Origin of the sequence: Streptomyces sp. NPDC048415, assembly GCF_040651675.1 — a bacterium.
Classification (GTDB): Bacteria; Actinomycetota; Actinomycetes; order Streptomycetales; family Streptomycetaceae; genus Streptomyces.
Window position 1 is genome coordinate 34,302 of sequence record NZ_JBEZKJ010000012.1, and the last position, 14,888, is coordinate 49,189.

Genomic DNA, 14,888 nt, shown 5'->3' on the forward strand with positions numbered 1-14,888 from the left:
ATGGGCACATGAGTCGAAGCGAGTACTACTGCGACGGGCGCCTCGTCAAGGAAATCGACCAGATCAACATGGGCGGTGCGGCGACGAACTTCACTGATCACTACGTCGACGGCCGCCACCGCTGGCTGCTCGACGGCGAGGAGGTCACGCCTGCGGACGCTGAGGCATTCCGCGCCACGTGGGAACCAGAGCACGCTGGGTAGACGTACCCCATGAGCATCTCCGAGATCGGCTTCGTCCTCATCGTCGGCATCTTCGTCATGGTGCTGCTCCAGGTCCTCGACATCCTGCCGCACTGACCGGCGTACGCTGGCGACCAGCCCTCCAAAGGGGCAGGCGTACCGGGCGGCCGTACACCGCCCGCGTCTCGGGTGGGCCGCGCGAACCCGTGCGCCCGGGAGGGGTTGAACCCCGGCCCGCCCACAAGCACCGGGAGGAACACATGCGCTGGCCCTGGCAACGCAAGCCGGTCCCGACCGTTCCTGCGCAGTACGGCCCCGACTTGGGCGGCCCGCTCCCCGGCTACGGAAGTAGCACCGACCTGTCGCGTCTGCCCATGCAACTCATGTCGATGAACCGGTCGGTGCCGCCCTTCCGTCAGCACACGCCAGAGCAAGCCGTGCGGTGCGGCCTGGCCTACATCCGCAGCCGGTACGGTCTGAAAGCACAGGATTCCCACCAGGGGTGACGTGAAGGGATGGGAGCCGGACCGGACTGCGTGCCTTGACCCGGCGAGGCTGCCGCAAGCCTGAAGAGCGGCCCCTGTCACCCCGCCCACCGAGAAAGGCCCGGGACGCAGAGCGCGTCCCGGGCCAACTCGCGTCCGGCTACTGCAAGAACTGGCGGCCTTCCGGCTGCGTCACATGCACCGCGTCGTACTTCGTGCCCGGCTTGTCGAACACCGTGAACAGCAGCATCACGACTGCGACCGCCATCGCCACGATCGCGACCGTGCCAAGGACCGGATCACCGGGCCCGTCGCTCGTCGAGATCGCCCACGGTGCGACCGCGACGAAGTACGCGAGGAACGCGCCGAACGTCACCCAGTCGGCACGCCGGCCCCGCCGGATGCCGACGTACAGGAAGGGCACCCAGATCAGGATCGACAGCGACCCCACCACCACGACAGACCACGCCACCTTCTGGATCCAGCCGGCCTTAAGACGTCTTTCCATGGAGCCCCCCAAGGCGCCGCGCTCCCAACGAAATCCGGAAGCGGAGGCCGCCAGGGTAGACCCGCTAGGCCCCGGCCGCGCCCAGCTTGCGGTGAACTACCCCGCCGTACCCCGGCATTGTCAGACCCGGGTGGAATGCTGCCCTCAACTACATGTGAAGGGAGGTGAGTAGGAATGTCGAAGAAGCAGCAAGCGGCCCTCATCATGGTCGCGGCCCTGGCTGGACAGGCGGCCCTGAGCAAGGTCGCCAAGCAGCAGGGCGCCACGCTCGGACTGTCCGTCGTGGCCGTCAGCCTGATCGGGCTGGCCATCGGCGCCGTCGTCGCGTAGCCGAGGCGGCCAGGGCCCCGTCCTCCCCGTGTTCGCCAGGGAGGCCGGGGCCCTGCCACATGCCGAACTACTAGTCTGGGACGAAGTAGTAGCCCGCTGGCGGATCAGACGGTACATCCCGCCAGTATGGCGCTGGCCCGTGCCAGACTGGCCGTACGGCCCCGCTCGCCGGCCCTGGGCGGGGCCGCTCTACGCCCATCCGAACTACCAGTCTGGGACCACGCAGTAGTCCCACTGGAAGTACAAGTGGTTCATACGCCAGCCCCACTCCGCACACTGGCCCCATGCGTACACCACGTGGCACCGATGGCAGGCCCCTCGTCACCACGGCCATGGCCGCCTACTCCATGGGCATGCAGCCCAAGCAGTTCCGCGACTGGGCACGCAGGCGCGGGCTCACCCCGGCCGACTCCCGGGCCAACCCTTCCCGCGGGCAGGCCCTCGCACTGTGGGACCTGGCCGCCATATCCGCCATCGTTCACGACCAGGGCGCCAATCAGCCCGCATGTCAAGACGCCTGACCTGGGACTACTTGACAGACGATCAGCGCGCGCTCATTCTGTGAGACGTTGGCACCGTTGTCCCGCAGGTCTCACCGCCCGCACCTAACCAGCGTGCCCCATCCGAGCCCGGCCACAGCGCCGGGCTCCGGCATGTCGGGGGTGATGGCCATGCCCCAGCCCCACACCGTCACCCTCACCGTGAGCACCGAGCTGGTCGAGGCCTTCGAGGCGCACGCGCATCTGCTGGCCCCAGCCACCATCACCGGCAAGGCCCCTGGCACAGACCCCTACTGGTGCACGTACTACCTGCACCACCCCAGTGCACCCCCTGGTGCAGCCAGGGTCTGTCCTATCTGGCAGAGCACATGGCAGGGCAGTGGAGAGAGCACTGTCTCCCTGCTCTACCTGGAGTGGTACGACCAGGCAGGCCGCCCTTTGCCTGCCCCTCCTGCTGCCCCTGCCCCTGCTGCTGCCCATGCACCAGCTCACTGACCAAGAGGTAGAGCGCAGGACCAAGCAGGCACGAAGCGGCAGGCCATGGCGACGTCTTCAAGCACGAGTGTTCGCTGAAGAGACGCACTGCTGGATCTGCCACAAGTGGGTCGACCAGTCCCTGCCCGGCACCACCCACCCCATGGCACGCACCGTCGACCACGTCCACCCGCTCTGGCTCGGGGGAGATCCCCTCGACCGGACGAACTGCCGTCTCGCCCACCGGCGGTGCAACACCGCACGGAACAACCAGGTCAGGGCCGCGCACCGGCCGCGCCCCACCTTCACGATCAAGGCAGATGCCCTCTGACCTGCGGAAACGTGAGATGTGGATCTTGAATCGGATTTTTTGATCATGCAGTGGTTGACCCCGCCCCCACCTGACCCTCCCTCTCCCCCCGCGTTTTTTCACAGGGGTCGATGATCATGGAGGGGTGACCGATTAGCGGTGAGAGCGTTCCGGAGGGTCTCGGTCAGCGGGGCCTGCGGATGTGGCGGGAATCCCTGGCGATCTGGTCTCTGACTCCGGCGCATCTGGTGCTGTTGGAGGAGGCCTGTCGCATCGCTGACCGGCTGGAACTGCTCGATTCAATGTTGCGCGCAGGGTCCAACAGTGTCAAGCCTGATTTCGCGCAATTCGCCGATATTTCTGGGCTGTTGGGGGAGTCCAGGCAGCAATCGGCGGCCCTCAAGGCGCTCTTGGCGGAAATCCGGCAGGGCCAGTACGGCACTTCTCCGGCTGCTATGGATCCGGCAGGAGGTGCGGGTGTCTCCGACCTCACCGCCCGAATTGCTCGCAAGCAGGCCGAGGGTTGAGCTCGCCCCGCCGTCCGCGTACTCGCTGGGCCCCGAGGCGTGCGAGCTCGCGCGCCGTGCCGGCCTCATCGCCGACCCGTGGCAGGCGGACAGTCTCGACCTGATGATGTCGGTGCGCCCGGACGGGAAATGGTCCTGCTTCGAGTTCGCCGAGTGGGTGCCCAGGCAGAACGGCAAGGGCGCCATCCTGGAGATCAGGACGCTCGCCGGGTTCCTGCTGCTGGGTGAGAAGTTGCTGATGTGGTCCGCCCACGAGTACAAGACGGCGATCCGCGCGTTCAGGCGGATGAAGCAGCTGCTCAAGCGACTGGGCAAGCAGGTCGGCGCGAACGAGAACTTGCTCGAAGTCGACGGCATCCGCATCAAGATCAACAACACGAACGGTGAAGAGGGCTTCGAGAGACTCGACACCAACGCGGAGCTGAAGTTCATCGCCCGCAGCAAGGGCAGCGGTCGCGGATTCACCGGGACCACGAACATCATCGACGAGGCCTTCGCATACACGTGGGAGCAGAACGAAGCTCTCATGCCGACGATGCGGGCCGTCCCGAATCCGCAGATCATCTACACCTCGACGCCGCCGCTCACCGGTGACACGGGTGAGGTGATGTACGCGCTGCGCCAGCGAGCCGAGGCCGGAGGGGACGCCTCGCTGGGGTACCGGGACTGGGGTCTCGACGGGGACCTGGAGCCGAAGAACCTCGCGGACGTCGACCTCGACGACCCGCAGCTGTGGGCAGCCACCAACCCGGCCTGGGGCCACCGAGTCACCGAAGAGGCCACGGCCCGGGACCGGCGCGGAATGTCCGACGAGGGTTTCGCCAGGGAGATCCTCGGGATCTGGCCCAAGCGGGCCGAGGGCAGCACGGTCATCGACCCGGCCAAGTGGGCGGCGATGCTCGACGAACACTCGCAGCGCGACCGGGAAGCCGGCCTCGCACTCGGCGTGGACATCAGCCCGCTGCGCGACTCGGCAGCGATCTGCGTGTATGGGCTGCGGGCCGACGGCATGGGACACGCGCAGATCGCCGACTACCGGCCCGGCACGAAGTGGCTGCTCCCGCGCCTGATCGAGCTGCGCGAGATGTGGGAGCCGATCGCGATCGCCATGGGCAAGGGAACCTTCGCCTTCCTCAAAACGGCCCTCGACAAGGAGGACTTCCAGCTCCCGGACGACCCGGAGGAGCCAGAGGCCGGGGACCTTGCCGTGACGGGCGCGCTGGAAATGGCGGCCGCCGCCGGGCAGGTCCTCGACGGAGTCCGCGAGCAGGCCTTCCGGGTCGTACCGAACAGGCACCTCGACGTCGCTGTGGCCGGGGCGAAGACGAAGGCCAGCGGCGACACGATCGCGTGGACGCCGACCAAGAGCGACGTCGACATCACCCCGCTCGTCGCCATGAGCCTCGCCCGCTGGTCGTACGACAGCCGCTCACACCTCCTCGAGGACGCCGAATACGACGTCCTCAAATCGATCTTCTAGGGAGTGCGTGTGGACGAGCCGACCCTCCAGGTGAAGAAGCTGGGGGCCTTCGTGCCTGTGACGGCGCAGCAGCTGCTCGACGCCGGGCTGCCGCTGCCTCCCGGCATGGAGCCGCCCCCGCCGTACAAGCCGATCCCGCTTCCGCGGCGCACCCGCTGGCGCATGGCGCGCGCGGAGTTCGTGTGGCGGCTGCGCCGCCGGATTGGCTTCTGGATCGCCAACTACGAACCTGACGACGAGGATTGGTAGGCGATCGCGTGAAGCTGTGGCCCCGGCGCAAGCCATCCCGGACCTCGGACGACGGGGGACCGATCCTCGTCGGCGATACCTGGATGGACGCGCGCGGCCACACGGCGAGGACCTGGCGCGCGACGGCGCGCGCCACCTGGGGGCGCCGGCTCGGTCTCGCGGTCCGCGGCTTCCGCGACGCCGGCGCATGGCTCGTCGGTGTCGAGTCGCGCTCCAGCATCGAGAAGCGCGCCATCACGGACGTTCCCTGGAGCCAGGGCGGCCCGAGCGGCGCATCCTCGGTCAGCGTCGACCGGGTGCTGCGGCTGGCGCCCGTGTACGCGGCTGGCCGGCTGCTGGCGAGCAACCTGGCGGCCGCGCCGCTGCGCCAGTTCCGGGAGACCGGCGACACGGTGCAGAGCCTGCCGCTCAGCTCCCTCTTCACGAGCCCGTCGACGCAGGGGAACCTCAACGACTGGATCTGGCGGGCCGTCTTGTCGATGGTCTACCGGGGCAACGCCGTCGGCTACGTGACCGCGCGGGACTACTACGAGTACCCGACGCAGGTCGAATGGCTGCCGATGGACTGGGTGCAGGTCCTCGACTCGATGCCGTCGGGCGAGGGCTCGTTCGTCAACCCGATCTGGTACGTCCTCGGACGCCGGGTCGACCCCAACGACATCGTGCATATCCCGTGGTTCACGCTCCCAGGCAAGATCCTCGGGCTCAGCCCCATCGGGGCGTTCGCATCGATGGCGAACACGAACCTGGCCGCTCAGGAGTACATGGAGGCCTGGCACGCCACTGGCGGAGTGCCCCCGGGCACCTTCAAGAACAACGCCAAGAAGGTCGACCAGGCGCAAGCCCAGGTGATCAAGGCGCGCCTGGTCGAGGCGATCCGGTCCCGGCAGCCGATCGTGCACGGCGCGGACTGGGACTACACCGCCATCACCGTCCCCGCGTACGAGGCGCAGTTCATTGCCACGCTGAAGCTCGGCGCGACCCAGCTCGGCGCGATCTACGGGGTTCCGCCGGAGCTGATCGGCGGCGAGACCGGCGGCTCGATGTCCTACAGCAGCCCGGAGCAGCGCGAGATCGAGCTGATCCAGCTGACCCTCCTGCCGTGGATGAGCAAGGTCGAATCGCACCTGTCGATGCTCACCCCGCGCGGGCAGAGCGTGAAGTTCGACGCCGACAAGCTGATCCGCCTCGACCCGCTGACCCGCTGGTCGATCTACGAGAAGCAGCGGCTCATCGGCGGCGCCAACATCGACGAGATCCGCAACAGGGAGAACATGCCGCCCCTGCCCAACGGCGAGGGCCAGGACTACACCCCGTTGCCGATCGCGGCCGGGGTCTCGATCACGCCCCCGACGATCCGCAGTAACCAGGACCAGGACCGGCTGCGGCTGGTCGGCAGGAAGGAAAAAGATGCCTGACCAGCGCACCACCACAGCGAGCGCCACTGGAGGCACCGTGGACATCGAGCGCCGCTACACCTCCGGCGACACCGGCAAGGCGGAACTGCGCGCCGACAACGGCGAGAAGCGCATCGGCGGATACGCCGCGCAGTTCAACCGGCAGTCCAAGAACTTGGGTGGCTTCATCGAGGTCGTGGACCCGATCGCCTTCAACCAGTCCCGTGGCGACGGCTGGCCGGACGTCATCGCCCGCTACAACCACGACGACATGGCGCTGCTCGGTACCACGGCGGCCGGAACCCTGCGGATGGGCCTCGACCAGTACGGCCTGGCCTACGAGGTGCTGCCGCCGAAGGCGATGGCGCACGTGGTGGAGCTCGTCGAGCGCGGCGACGTCCGCAAGAGCTCGTTCGCGTTCCGCACGGTGACCGACGACTGGACGACCACCGACCAGGGATACCCGCTGCGGCGCCTCACCGGCGTCCAGCTCGTCGACGTCGCTCCCGTCAACAACCCGGCCTACAACGACACCTCGGCCGGGCTGCGATCGCTCGCCGCCAAGTTCGACGCGGACTTCGAAGAGGTCCGCTCGATGGCGCAGTCAGACGAGCTCCGCAAGTTCTTCGTCCGGACCGACGGCCCACAGCCGAAGACGCCGAAGAAGAAGGGCCTCTTCGGCCCGGCCGCCGCGGCTCAGCTGCTGGCGCGCAAGGAAGACCCGTACGCCTGACCCTGTCGGGCCCGCGTACGCACTGCATCACCAAGACCCCTGTCACAGGGGGCGGCACGACCGTCCTGGACCGCGTAACCGCACCGCCACGGCACCGACTTGGGCTCACCCCGGTCGGCTGCCGCGCTGGGTGCGGTGAAGCACACAACGGGCTGCGTGTGACACGGAGAGGGATCAGCGGACCGCCGGTTGCGCACAGGCGCCGGCCGCCGGCACCCCACGGGGTGCGGGACCGCGAGGGCTCCCGGTCGAGATCGAATTCGATCGGACGGGAGTCCATCCATGTCGGACATGATCCAGCGGCTGCGCGAGCGCCGCGGCAACGTCTGGGAGCAGGCCAAGGGCCTCGCGGACAAGGCGGCCGAGGAGAACCGCGCCTTCTCCGCCGAAGAGCAGGGCACCTGGGACGCGCTGAACGAAGAGCTCGACAAGCTCGACGCGCGCATCAAGAGCGCGATCGACACGGCGCAGCGCTCCAAGGACGCCGACGCCGCGTTCGACCGGCTCTCCGGAGGCCAGGGCGGCGGCTCCGGCGCGGGCGGCCAGGGCGGCGGCCAGCGCCAGGGCGGTGCCCCGGCGGGGCAGGCCCCGCAGGACCAGGGCGAGCTGCGCGCGTGGATGCGCGGCGAGTCGGGCGGCAGGTTCTTCGACGTGAAGCCGTCGGGGCCGATCGACTTCCGTAGCCTCACCAAGGGCGCGGCGACGGCTGGCGGTAACACCGTGCCGACGTCGTTCTACGACCGGCTGATCGCGCACCTGATCCAGACCAGCGCGATCCTCCAGTCCGGGGCGACCGTGCTGAACACGGACTCGGGCGAGACCATCCAGGTCCCGAAGACCACCGCGCACAGCTCGGGCGCGATCGTCACCGAGGGCGGCACCATCGGCACCTCGGAGCCGACGTTCGGCCAGATCTCGCTCGGCGCCTACAAGTACGGCGCGCTCATCCAGGTCTCACGCGAGCTCCTGGACGACACGGGCGTCGACCTCGAGGGCTACCTCGCCATGCAGGCCGGCCGCGCGCTCGGCAACGCGTTCGGCGCGCACGCCATCACCGGCAGCGGCACCGGCCAGCCCCGCGGTGTCGTCACCGACGCGACCACGGGCGTGACCGGTGGCACCGGCGTGACCGGCGCGTTCACCGCCGACAACGTGATCGACCTGTTCTTCTCGGTGATCGCTCCGTACCGGCGTTCCACCGCCGCAGTGTGGATGATGGCGGACTCCTCCATCGCCGCCCTGCGCAAGCTCAAGGACAGCACCGGCCAGTACCTGTGGCAGCCGGGCCTCCAGGCGGGCGCCCCGGACATGATCCTCGGCAAGCCCGTGCTGATGGACCCGAACGTGGCGGCCGTCGCGCTCTCGGCGAAGAGCCTGATCTTCGGCGACATGAGCCAGTACTTCGTCCGCCTGGCGGGCGGTGGCATCCGCTTCGAGCGCAGCGACGAGTTCGCCTTCAACAGCGACATGGTCACCTTCCGGGCGCTGATGCGCGCGGACGGCGCCCTCGTCGACCTGACCGGCGCCGTCAAGCTTTTCGTCGGCGGCGCGAGCTGACGACCGCGGACAGGGGCCGCGTCGTCCCGTACGGCGCGGCCCCTCATCCGAAGGAGAGCAGATGCCCCAGCCGAAGCAACTGAACACGGCGACCAGCCAGTTGGTGCACGGCGCGGCCGTCACCGACCCGACCGGCGGCGCCACGGCCGACACGCAGGGACGGGCCGCCACCGTCTCCATCCTCGCCGCGCTTCGGGCGGCCGGAGTCCTGGGTGGCGCGACCGGCTTGAACCTCGGCCACAGCTACAACGCGGCTACGTCGTCGATCACTCTGCAAGCCGCCATCGCCGATCCCACCGGCGGCGTCACGATCGACGACGTGGCCCGACCCACGATCATCTCGATCCTGGGAGTGCTGCGCCGGACGGGCATCATCGCCGGCGGCACCGCCGGCCCGCAGTTCACGCTCAACGGGCCCACCAACCAGCTGTGCCAGGGCCCCGCGATCGCGGACCCGTCCGGCGGATCCACCATCGACAGCCAGGTCCGTACGGCGCTCACGAGCGCGCTCGCCGCGATGCGGGACGCCGCGCTGATCACAGGAGGGACAGGACAGTGAAGGTCCGAATCAAGGGCGACATCTCCGGCTCGCGCGACGGCATTCCGTGGCCGAAACGCGGCGAGACGATGGAGCTGCCCGACGACGAGGGGACGGCCCTGTGCGCGTCCGGCCTCGCCGTCCCGGCCGCCGACACCGACGACGACGTCGAGACGGCCGTGCCCGACGACGCTGACGTCGAGAAGCACACCGGCGGACTGACGAAGGCCACGGCCGAGGCAGTCGCGCCCGGTGCTCCGGAGAAGCCGGATCCGGAGTCCGCCGAGAACGACGACCAGGAGTCGGCCACCGCCGCCGACGGCGACCAAGCCCCGGCGCCTGCCAAGAAGGCTGCGGCCCCTGTGAAGAAGACCGCAGCGAAGCGCCCCCCGGCAAAGCCGCAGGCCGAGAGCAAGTAGCCGTGGAAGAGCGCGTGTTCGTCATCGAACTAGAGGCCTCCGGCGAGGTCACCCCGGCTCATCCCGACGACGACACCACGCCTGAGGAGGACGAGCAGTGACCGCAGGACTCGCCCCTAGCCTCGTCTCCGGGTGGCTGAACACGCTTCGCACCACCGGCAACGGCGGCGCCGCCTACTCGGCTGTGGCCGGGACGTTCGTGCAGCTACACACCGGTGACCCGGGCGCGGCCGGCACGTCCAACGTGTCCGTCGGCTCGACGACCCGGAACTCGTGCGTCTTCTCCAGCTCTTCGGCGGGGTCGTCGCTGTCCCTATCCACGCCGCCGTCCGCATGGACGAACGGCGGCACCTCGGAGACCCTCACCCACATTTCGCTGTGGACGGCCTCATCCGCGGGGACGTTCCTGTTCTCGGTGGCACTGACGGCGTCGAAGGCCTGGGCGTCGGCGGACACGTTCACGCTGAGCACGCTTGCCGCGTCCCTCGCGGCGCAGGCGGCGTGACGCACTGACAGGGAGGCCGTCGTGACCAGTTTCAGCGACGACTTCAACAGGGCTGACGGAAGCCCGGGCGCCAACTGGGTTCAGGTGTCCGGCACCTGGTCGATCGTCTCCAACCAGCTCTCGTCAGGGTCAGCGGGCGGCGTGATCATCCTGCGCGCCGCCGGAGCGATGGCCACCAACGACAACAGCGCGCAGATCACGATCGCCGCCACCGGAGCCGTCAGTCACGGCGTCTGGTGCCGCGGCAACACCAATATCACGCAGGGCTATCTGTGGCGCAACGACGGCACGAGCTGGAACCTCTTCTCTGCCGTCGGCGGCAGCTTCACCTCCATCGGCTCCTTCACAGGAGCGGCCGTCGCAGGTGACGTCGCCAAGGTCCAGGCCGTCGGAAGCACGATCAAAGGGTTCGTCAACGGGATCCAGCGCGTCAGCGTCACCGACACCGCCGTCACCACCGGTACCAGCGTCGGTGTCCGCGCCGAATCCACCACCGTGCTGCGCTTCGACGACTTCACCGGCGCGGACGTCGCCACCGGCACCACGGGCGACGCGGCACTGTCCAGCACCGCAACACTGTCCACGTCGGGCCTGCGGGCCACGGCGGGCGACTCGGCCATAGCGTCGACAGCGACCCTGTCCGCGTCCGGCGTGCGCGCGACTGCGGGCTCTTCTGCCCTCACCGCGACCGCGGCCCTCTCGGCATCGGGCCTGCGCGCCACTGCAGGCAGTGCAGCCCTGCTGTCCACGGCCAACCTGGCGGCGGACGGCGTGCGCGGCGCGTCCGGGGCGGCGAGCCTCAACATGTCGGCGACCCTGGCCGCTGACGGCGCGGTGGCCACCAGTGCTACTGGCAGTGCAGGGCTCACCGCAGCCGCGGCTTTGACCGCGGCGGGCACGGCCAGCCGCCGCCTCGACGCGACACTCGCCGCGTCGGCCGCCCTTACAGCGGCCGGAGCGCTCGGGGCCACATCCGGGGGCGGCATGGCCGTCTCCGTAGGACTTCAGGCGTCCGGGCAGGTTGCCGGAGCGGTCGTCCGCGGGACTGCTCGAAGAGCGTCAGGAGCCGGGCCCCGTGCGCAGCGCGGGGAGTCGGCCGGACCGCGGGCGCAGCGAGGCAAGCCTGCCGTACCAACAGCGAGGGGAGGAGCCCTGTGATCGACCTCGGAGCCGTCTACCAGGTGGCTGTCGACGTCGCCGACGCGACGGGCACCCCGGCCAACCCGGCCACGGCCACCCTGACCATCACGCTGCCGGACGGGTCCACAGTCACTCCCACCGTGCCGCCGCCCACGACCACCGGGCAGCTGCGGGTCGACTACGTGACCGCCCAGGCCGGCCGCCACGTGTGGCGGATGGTCACGACCGCGCCGACGACCGCGTACGCCGACGTGTTCGACGTCCAGGCCGCCGCGCCCGACAGCATCGTGTCCCTGGCCGAGGCCCGCGCCCAGCTCAACATGGGCCCGACGGAGACCATCGACGACGACGAGCTGCGCGGCTACATCGCGGCCGCCACCCGGGCTGTTGAGCGCGAGCTCGGCCGCACCGTCGTCCGCCGCACCTACACCGACCGCTTCACCATCTCCGGCACGGTCCAGCAACTGCTGCTGTCCCACGTGCCGCTGCTGTCGCTCACCTCGGTCGCCTCGGCCGACGGCTCCACCACGTGGAACACGGCGAACCTGCGTGCCGACACGGACACCGGATACGTCACCGTGGTCTCAGGGCCGCCGTTCACCGGGACCGTCGACGTCATCTCGCAGGCCGGACTCACCGCCATCCCGGATGACTACCGCCTCGCCGGGAAGATCATCATCCAGCACCTGTGGGAGACCCAGCGCGGCACCATGGGCGTCCAGCTCGGCGGCGACGGCGAGCCCTACATGCCGGGCCGCGGCTACGCGATCCCCCGCCGCGCGCAAGAGCTTCTCGACGCACCACTCCCGGGGGTGGCCTGATGCTCTGGCAGTCGCGGGTCCCGGACGCCATCGACGCCCTCGTGGCCCTCTTCGCGGCGACGCCCGGCCTGGCCGGCGTGACCGTACGCGACGGCGCGTCCGTGTCCCAGGCCCGGGTCAACGAGATCGTCTCCGTCGGCTACACCGGCACGGACGGCGAGAACGACGTCGACGCGCAGGCGGTCACCGAAGGCCTCGGCGGAAGCCCGGACCGGGAACAGTTTACGATCCGTTGCGCGGCCGCGGCCATCAAGGGCGTGACCGACATCGCGGCCGCCAGGAAACGGGCCTACGAACTCTTCGGCGCCGCCGCCCTGGCGATCGCCGAGAACCGAACCCTGAACGGCACCGTCATGCGGGCGATGGTCGACACCCACTCGCTGACCCAGTACCAGAGCGACCAGGGCGCACAGGCAGTCGTGATCTTCACCGTCGGGTGTGACAGCTACACCCGCCCCTGACCTCCGCCCCACCCACCCCCTACCGGGGCCATCCCCTCAGCCCCCCGGGCCGTCAATGAGAACAGGAGTGCCATGACTGCGCTCGTTACCCAGGTCGCGCCCAATGCCGGGCTCGATATCGGTGCCCTTCCCGTCGCTGCCACCAACGGAGACACCGCCGCGTGCGGCAGCGGCACCTTCCTCTACGTCAAGAACGCGAACGCTGCCGCCTGCACGGTCACCCTGGTGACGCCGGGCCAGGTCGACGGGCGCCTCGCCATCGCCGACAGCACGTTCGTCGTCGCCGCGACCACCGGCATCGGCATCATCCCGCTGCTCAGCAGCCTGTACGCCGACCCGACGACCGGGCTCGCGACCATCAACTACTCCGTGACCGCGAGCGTCACGGTCGCGGTGGTGAGGGTCCCGTGAGCAACACGATCGTCATGCGGCATCCCACCCTGCCGCCGACCCAAGAGATCGAGGTCCCGCGCGACGCCATGCCGCACTACACCGCGGCGGGCTGGCAGCGAGTGCCGCAGGAGGAGCTCGACGAGCGCGCCGCCCGCGCGGCGGCAGCCGCCGCCGAGGCTGCGGAGGCCGAGAAGGCCGCGGAGCAGCAGGAGCCTGACGCCCAGGAGCAGGCCGAGCCGGAGCCGGAGCAGCCCAGCGCTGCGCAGTCGGCTGACAACGCGGCAGCAGACCAGTCGGACGACGCCGAGCCGGCGGAACCCAAGAAGCGGCCGGCGCGGCGCGCCAAGACGGCCCAGATGGATGAGGAGAACTGACCATGGTGGCCACGCCGATCGCTGCAACCTCGCGGTACATCCCGCCGGGTACGACCCACTACTACTGGGTCGCCACGATTGCCAACTACAACAGCCCGAGCCGGTCGGAGCTGAACGCCGGCACGGACCTCACGGGCGAGGTCATGGCTGTGTCCGGGTTCGCCACGAGCAGCGACCAGCAGGACACCCCGGACCTGGGCAGCCGGTTCGTGCCGAAGATCCCCGGCCGAATCACAGCGGACGACAGCAGCATCACGATGTACGCGTCGTCGAACTCGTCGGACGCCCGGACGCTCATGCCGCGTGACACCGCGGGCTACGTCGTGATCTTCCCCGAAGGCGACATCACCGGGCAGAAGATGGATGTCTTCCCGGTCAAGGTCACGGGCGTACCCAAGAGCCGTGACATCGAGAACCCGGCGAACATGGTGTTCCAGTACGCGATCACCAAGATCCCGGCCGAGAACGTCACCATCCCGTGAGCATCCGCCTCCAGGACAGTGGCGACCTGCGGCGCGTCAGCCGCGAGCTGCGGAAGATGGACAGCCCGGAGATCAAGAAGCGCTTCCGCAAAGAGCTCAGGGCTGCGGCGGCGCCCCTGGTTCCGCGCGTTCGCTCTTCGATCCGGTCTATCCCGTCCAGCCGCGGCTCCAGCCCGGACGGCCTGCGCGGCCGGATGGCCAAGGCCACCCGCCTGGAGGTAAAGACGGTCGGCCGCCAGGCGGGCGTCGCGATCCGCGTCGACGGCCGCAAGATGCCGAACCACATGAAGTCCTTGCCCTCGATGGTCGAGGGCAAGAAGCGCTGGAGGCACCCGGTCTTCGGCAACCGCGAGGTCTGGGTGACCCAGACCGGCCACCCCTACTTCTACAACGTCGTCCGCGTAGCCGGGCCCGCCTCCAGGCGGGCCGTCAACAAGGTCCTGGACGGCATCACCAAGGGCATCAGCTAGGAGCACCATGGCACTGACACGCGACGCCATCGTCAAGGCGCAGGACATCCCCACCGAGACGGTCCCCGTCCCCGAATGGGGCGGCGACGTCGTCGTACGCGGCCTGACCGGCGACGAACTCGACGAGTTCCAGGGCAGCATCCGCCAGTTCCGCAGGTCGCTGGACGGCAAGGGCATGGAACCCGTCCTCATCCAGAAGGGAATGCACGCCAAGCTGCTGGTCAAGACCCTGGTCGACGACAACGGCGAGCGCCTCTTCATGGACAACGAGGCGGGGGAGCTGGGCGCCAAGTCCGGCAAGGTCCTGGAGCGGCTGTACGACGTCGCTCAGCGTCTCTCCGGCCTGAGCGAGGAAGAGGAGGAGGAGATGGAGGGAAACTCCGACGCGCCGACGGACACCGGCGCTTCTACTTCGTCCTCGCCCGAGCCCTCGGATGCACCGTCGCCGAGCTCCTACGACGAATCAGCGCCCGTGAGCTGATCGAGTGGGAGATCTTCTACTCGATCGAAGCTGAAGAAAAAGCAGCAGAGAACGACAGCGCCACCGGGCGCT

23 protein-coding genes are annotated in these 14,888 nt (G+C 69.2%); 22 read left to right on the forward strand and 1 reads right to left on the reverse strand.

Annotated elements, in window-relative coordinates; genetic code table 11:
• Nucleotides 1-8 precede the first annotated feature (8 nt).
• Nucleotides 9-203, forward strand: a complete 195-nt coding sequence (locus AB0D27_RS11400; protein ID WP_362505534.1) for a hypothetical protein — start codon at nucleotides 9-11, stop codon at nucleotides 201-203.
• A gap of 624 nt (nucleotides 204-827) precedes the next feature.
• Here the strand turns inward: AB0D27_RS11400 and AB0D27_RS11405 are convergent.
• The gene (locus AB0D27_RS11405; protein ID WP_362505537.1) at nucleotides 828-1,175 is read right to left on the reverse strand and encodes a hypothetical protein; all 348 of its coding nucleotides are present in this window, start codon (nucleotides 1,173-1,175) and stop codon (nucleotides 828-830) included.
• A 174-nt stretch (nucleotides 1,176-1,349) separates the two neighbouring features.
• On the opposite strand from AB0D27_RS11405, the gene AB0D27_RS11410 reads away from it, so the two are divergent.
• The 21 genes from AB0D27_RS11410 (at nucleotide 1,350) to AB0D27_RS11510 (ending at nucleotide 14,816) form a co-directional block, all read left to right on the forward strand.
• Nucleotides 1,350-1,505, forward strand: coding sequence for a hypothetical protein (locus AB0D27_RS11410; protein WP_362505540.1), 156 nt, complete (start codon nucleotides 1,350-1,352; stop codon nucleotides 1,503-1,505).
• A 284-nt stretch (nucleotides 1,506-1,789) separates the two neighbouring features.
• Nucleotides 1,790-2,026: a hypothetical protein gene (locus AB0D27_RS11415; protein WP_362505543.1), complete on the forward strand. Its 237-nt coding sequence runs from the start codon at nucleotides 1,790-1,792 to the stop codon at nucleotides 2,024-2,026.
• Nucleotides 2,027-2,176: 150 nt separating this feature from the next.
• Nucleotides 2,177-2,500, forward strand: a complete 324-nt coding sequence (locus AB0D27_RS11420; protein WP_362505546.1) for a hypothetical protein — start codon at nucleotides 2,177-2,179, stop codon at nucleotides 2,498-2,500.
• Nucleotides 2,501-2,567: 67 nt separating this feature from the next.
• Nucleotides 2,568-2,810: an HNH endonuclease gene (locus tag AB0D27_RS11425; RefSeq protein ID WP_362505549.1), complete on the forward strand. Its 243-nt coding sequence runs from the start codon at nucleotides 2,568-2,570 to the stop codon at nucleotides 2,808-2,810.
• 179 nt (nucleotides 2,811-2,989) lie between these two features.
• On the forward strand, nucleotides 2,990-3,316 hold the full coding sequence (locus AB0D27_RS11430; RefSeq protein WP_362505552.1) for a hypothetical protein: 327 nt from the start codon (nucleotides 2,990-2,992) through the stop codon (nucleotides 3,314-3,316).
• A complete protein-coding gene (locus AB0D27_RS11435) occupies nucleotides 3,267-4,796 on the forward strand; it encodes a hypothetical protein (protein WP_362505555.1) in 1,530 nt (509 codons plus the stop codon). The genes AB0D27_RS11430 and AB0D27_RS11435 overlap by 50 nt, the downstream gene beginning before the upstream one ends.
• A 9-nt stretch (nucleotides 4,797-4,805) precedes the next feature.
• Entirely contained in the window at nucleotides 4,806-5,045 is a 240-nt protein-coding gene (locus AB0D27_RS11440; protein ID WP_362505558.1) for a hypothetical protein, read from the forward strand.
• Nucleotides 5,046-5,053: 8 nt separating this feature from the next.
• A complete protein-coding gene (locus AB0D27_RS11445) occupies nucleotides 5,054-6,463 on the forward strand; it encodes a phage portal protein (protein WP_362505561.1) in 1,410 nt (469 codons plus the stop codon).
• On the forward strand, nucleotides 6,456-7,175 hold the full coding sequence (locus AB0D27_RS11450; protein WP_362505564.1) for an HK97 family phage prohead protease: 720 nt from the start codon (nucleotides 6,456-6,458) through the stop codon (nucleotides 7,173-7,175). Before AB0D27_RS11445 ends, AB0D27_RS11450 begins: the two co-directional genes overlap by 8 nt.
• Before the next feature lie 282 nt (nucleotides 7,176-7,457).
• A complete protein-coding gene (locus tag AB0D27_RS11455) occupies nucleotides 7,458-8,732 on the forward strand; it encodes a phage major capsid protein (protein WP_362505567.1) in 1,275 nt (424 codons plus the stop codon).
• Nucleotides 8,733-8,793: 61 nt separating this feature from the next.
• Complete coding sequence (locus AB0D27_RS11460) at nucleotides 8,794-9,291, forward strand: hypothetical protein (RefSeq protein WP_362505571.1); 498 nt, start codon at nucleotides 8,794-8,796, stop codon at nucleotides 9,289-9,291.
• Nucleotides 9,288-9,689: a hypothetical protein gene (locus AB0D27_RS11465; protein ID WP_362505574.1), complete on the forward strand. Its 402-nt coding sequence runs from the start codon at nucleotides 9,288-9,290 to the stop codon at nucleotides 9,687-9,689. Before AB0D27_RS11460 ends, AB0D27_RS11465 begins: the two co-directional genes overlap by 4 nt.
• A 97-nt stretch (nucleotides 9,690-9,786) precedes the next feature.
• Nucleotides 9,787-10,194: a hypothetical protein gene (locus AB0D27_RS11470; RefSeq protein WP_362505577.1), complete on the forward strand. Its 408-nt coding sequence runs from the start codon at nucleotides 9,787-9,789 to the stop codon at nucleotides 10,192-10,194.
• A gap of 21 nt (nucleotides 10,195-10,215) precedes the next feature.
• Nucleotides 10,216-11,352, forward strand: a complete 1,137-nt coding sequence (locus AB0D27_RS11475) for a hypothetical protein (RefSeq protein WP_362505580.1) — start codon at nucleotides 10,216-10,218, stop codon at nucleotides 11,350-11,352.
• On the forward strand, nucleotides 11,349-12,155 hold the full coding sequence (locus tag AB0D27_RS11480; RefSeq protein ID WP_362505582.1) for a head-tail connector protein: 807 nt from the start codon (nucleotides 11,349-11,351) through the stop codon (nucleotides 12,153-12,155). Before AB0D27_RS11475 ends, AB0D27_RS11480 begins: the two co-directional genes overlap by 4 nt.
• Nucleotides 12,155-12,616, forward strand: a complete 462-nt coding sequence (locus AB0D27_RS11485; RefSeq protein ID WP_362505585.1) for a hypothetical protein — start codon at nucleotides 12,155-12,157, stop codon at nucleotides 12,614-12,616. The genes AB0D27_RS11480 and AB0D27_RS11485 overlap by 1 nt, the downstream gene beginning before the upstream one ends.
• A gap of 72 nt (nucleotides 12,617-12,688) precedes the next feature.
• Nucleotides 12,689-13,027, forward strand: coding sequence for a hypothetical protein (locus tag AB0D27_RS11490; protein ID WP_362505589.1), 339 nt, complete (start codon nucleotides 12,689-12,691; stop codon nucleotides 13,025-13,027).
• Nucleotides 13,024-13,383, forward strand: coding sequence for a hypothetical protein (locus AB0D27_RS11495; protein WP_362505592.1), 360 nt, complete (start codon nucleotides 13,024-13,026; stop codon nucleotides 13,381-13,383). The genes AB0D27_RS11490 and AB0D27_RS11495 overlap by 4 nt, the downstream gene beginning before the upstream one ends.
• A 2-nt stretch (nucleotides 13,384-13,385) precedes the next feature.
• Entirely contained in the window at nucleotides 13,386-13,865 is a 480-nt protein-coding gene (locus AB0D27_RS11500; RefSeq protein ID WP_362505594.1) for a hypothetical protein, read from the forward strand.
• Nucleotides 13,862-14,335, forward strand: coding sequence for a hypothetical protein (locus AB0D27_RS11505; RefSeq protein ID WP_362505596.1), 474 nt, complete (start codon nucleotides 13,862-13,864; stop codon nucleotides 14,333-14,335). The genes AB0D27_RS11500 and AB0D27_RS11505 overlap by 4 nt, the downstream gene beginning before the upstream one ends.
• 7 nt (nucleotides 14,336-14,342) lie before the next feature.
• Complete coding sequence (locus tag AB0D27_RS11510) at nucleotides 14,343-14,816, forward strand: hypothetical protein (protein ID WP_362505597.1); 474 nt, start codon at nucleotides 14,343-14,345, stop codon at nucleotides 14,814-14,816.
• Nucleotides 14,817-14,888: the final 72 nt, after the last annotated feature.